This is a genomic window from Halobaculum sp. D14 (genome assembly GCF_051195135.1).
GTDB lineage: Archaea > Halobacteriota > Halobacteria > Halobacteriales > Haloferacaceae > JBNTKA01.
On record NZ_JBNTKA010000008.1, the window covers coordinates 1 to 3,548 of the forward strand.

2 rRNA genes are annotated in these 3,548 nt (G+C 58.7%); both read right to left on the reverse strand.

The annotated features are described in order from the left end of the window. Positions 1-257: 257 nt before the first annotated feature. Positions 258-379 (reverse strand): 5S ribosomal RNA (gene rrf, locus ACQUST_RS14855). 142 nt (positions 380-521) lie between these two features. After that, a 23S ribosomal RNA gene (locus tag ACQUST_RS14860) occupies positions 522-3,436 on the reverse strand. Positions 3,437-3,548: the final 112 nt, after the last annotated feature.

Sequence of the window (3,548 nt, forward strand, 5' to 3'; positions counted from 1 at the left end):
ACGTGCAGGGGGTGTGGTTGGGCGGGCTGGGGAGTGTTGAGTGCGGGGGAGTGTCGAGGCGAGACCGGGTGTCGGGGAGTGGTGCGGGGTGCCGTGGCGGCGTGGTGAAGCGTGGAAGTGTGTGGGTGCGGGGGTGCCGTGTGGGTGGCGGCGGAGGGTGGAGGAAGGTGCGTGTGTATGTGGAAATGTGGCTGTGGACGTGTGGCTGTGGCTCTGTGTCTGGAAAAGCGGGGTTGGAAGTAAGTATGAGTATGAGTGGTGGGCGGCGAACCGGGGCTCCCAGAGGCTCGCGCACTCCAGTACTGACCGGTACGCAGGCGGGCTTAACTTCCGTGTTCGGGATGGGTACGGGTGTTGCCCCGCCGCTGTGGCCGCCCTAACGCCGACCACCGGGAACGATCCGGTGAATTGCCGTGTCGTCGGTGTCAGGATTGGTTCCTGTCTGCTGGCTTCTGTGTGGCCAATGTGTACGTGCAATCCAGGTAACGCCTGGACCCGTTCATGTTGTGGGTCTCAGTGCATGAGTGTGGCTTGGTCTGTTAGTGCTCGCGGACTGAACGTCTCGTTGCCTTGACGCGTACATCCCGAGTCTATCGAACTCGTCTTCTACGAGTGACCTCGGTGGTACCTCTTTTCCAAGTGGGTTTCGAGCTTAGATGCGTTCAGCTCTTACCCCGTGTCGCGTAGCTTCCCGGCAGTGCCCTCTCGGACAACCGGTACACCAGTGGCGACCAGTCGTAGTTCCTCTCGTACTATACGACCGTTCTCGTCAGGTACCGTAACACCCCCAATAGATAGCAGCCGACCTGTCTCACGACGGTCTAAACCCAGCTCACGACCTCCTTTAATAGGCGAACAACCTCACCCTTGCCCGCTTCTGCACGGGCAGGATGGAGGGAACCGACATCGAGGTAGCAAGCCACCGGGTCGATATGTGCTCTTGCCGGTGACGACTCTGTTATCCCTAAGGTAGCTTTTCTGTCGTAAATCCGGGCCATTGAGGCCCGTGATCCGTTCGCTAGACCACGCTTTCGCGTCAGCGTCACTCGCTTGGAATGACACTGTCAAACCTCCTTGTGCTCTTACGCTCGTCCGCGGGTTCCCGACCCGCGTGAGGAGATTTTGGGGCGCGCTCGATATCTTTTCGAGCGCGTACCGCCCCAGTCAAACTGCCCGGCTACCGGTGTCCTCCGCCAGGAGTGAGAGTCGCAGTCACTAACGGGTAGTATTTCAGTGCTGCCTCGGTGGCCCGCTGGCGCGGGTACCTGTGTAGCGGCTCCTACCTATCCTGCACGTTAGCGACCACGTCTCAGCGACAGCCTGCAGTAAAGCTCTATAGGGTCTTCGCTTCCCCTTGGGGGTCTCCAGACTCCGCACTGGAACGTACAGTTCACCGGGCCCAACGTTGGGACAGTGGCGCTCTCGTTGATCCATTCATGCAAGCCGCTACTGAAGCGGCAAGGTACTACGCTACCTTAAGAGGGTCATAGTTACCCCCGCCGTTGACAGGTCCTTCGTCCTCTTGTACGAGGTGTTCAGATACCTGCACTGGGCAGGATTCAGTGACCGTACGAGTCCTTGCGGATTTGCGGTCACCTATGTTGTTACTAGACAGTCGGAGCGCCCGAGTCACTGCGACCTGCCTCGTGCGAGGCAGGCATCCCTTATTGCGAACGTACGGGACTAACTTGCCGAATTCCCTAACGTCGGTTGCTCCCGTCGGCCTTGGCTTGCTCTGCCAGAGTACCTGTGTCGGATCTCGGTACGAATACCACGCTTGCCTTTTCACGGACTCTCGATTGAGTCGACTTGCGCTATCTCCACTTTCGTCCGCTTCGTGCCGTTACGGCGTCCACGGACTTCGAGGATTCGACCGGACGAAGGTCCGGCTCGACCGACTCCAAAGTGTCGGCGTTTACTGCGTGGCAGCACTGGAATATTAACCAGTTACCCTTTTGTCTCGCTCGAATTACGACGAGACTTAGGATCGGCTAACCCTCGGCTGATTAGCAGTGCCGAGGAACCCTTACTCTTCAGGCCTTCGGGGTTCACACCCGAATATCGCTGCTACTGTGACCAGGATTTTCGTTTCTACACGGTCCACGCGAGCTCTCGCCCGTGCTTCCACCCGAATAGAACGCCAACCTACTGGATCACCTTGTGACAGGTGCCGCCAGGTCTCGGTGGTAGATTTGAGTCCCGATCATTTTGGGCGCCTCGAACCTCGGCCGGTAAGCTGTTACGCTTTTCTTAGAGGGTAGCTGCTTCTAAGCTCACCTCCCGGCTGTTTAGGGCTCGAGACAACCTTCCAATCACACTTAATCTACACTTTGGGACCTTAACCCAGCTCTGGGTTGTTCCCCTCATGGTACCCAAGCTTACCCCGGGATACCGGACTCCCTCCGTCCACGGCGTCCGTACGTTCGGAGTTCGACAGAGAGGCCGACTCCTCTCGGAGGCGGGTCTCTCAATCGGTGGCTCTACCGCACGGACTACCTCGGGAGAGGTCATGCTTCGACATGTTTCGGTTGGAACCAGCTGTTGCCGAGCTCGATGGGCCTTTCACCCCTATGCGCAGGTCACGGGAGGGTATTGTAGGACACCAACCCTAACGGGCCTCCACGCACCTTTCGGTGCGCTTCACCCTGCCCCCGCATAGATCGCTCGGTTTCGGGTCGCATCTCACTGACTCCCCGCGCTTGAACACGGTGGCCCTCGCCGTAAGGCTGCGGCCGTATCGGTTTCCCTGTGCCTTCCCGGATAACCCGGTTAGACTCGCCAGCGGGATGCACTCCCTGGTTCGTTTTTCAAAACGTACGACGGAACATCGGCTTCCCTCGAGTCCTACTGGAGACTCGCGTCTCTGTCGTTCGTCGAGGGACCTTGTATGCCCCGTCGCTCCATCGCCAACTGATTTCAGGCCCTATTGCACCGCCCTTCTCGGGGTGCTTTTCAGCGTTCGCTCACGCTACTTGTTCGCTATCGGTCTCGAGGAGTGTTTAGTCTTCCCAGTCGATGCCTGGGGTGTTCACGAGGGATATCCAACCCCCGCTACTCAGGGTACTGATCCGCAGACGTTGTCGACGGTACGGGACTGTCGCCCTGTTTCGTGCTCCGTTCCAGGAGACTTCTCGTCGACGCTGTCTGCTTGCTGTCAGCCCGTACACCACATTGCCCGTGAGGGCTTCGGTTTGGACTGTGTCGCGGTCACTCGCGGTTACTAACGACATCGCGGTTGCGTTCTCTTCCTGCCCCTACTGAGATGTTTCAATTCGGGGCGTTCCCCATTGCGCAAGGCAATTGCTTAGAGGATTCCTATTCGGACATCCGTAGTTCTTCGCCTCCATGCGGCTCCCTACGGCTTATCGCAGCTTGGCACGTCCGTCGTCGGCTCTCGAGCCGAGCCATCCACCAGCTGGCACAGTAGCCAATTAACTGATGATCACTGATACCCGATGAACGGGTCCAGTGGGCGTCTGGATTGCACGTACACACGGCCGTCATCGCACGTCCCGGGGACAACCGGGAGCGTACATCGACCCTTCCCA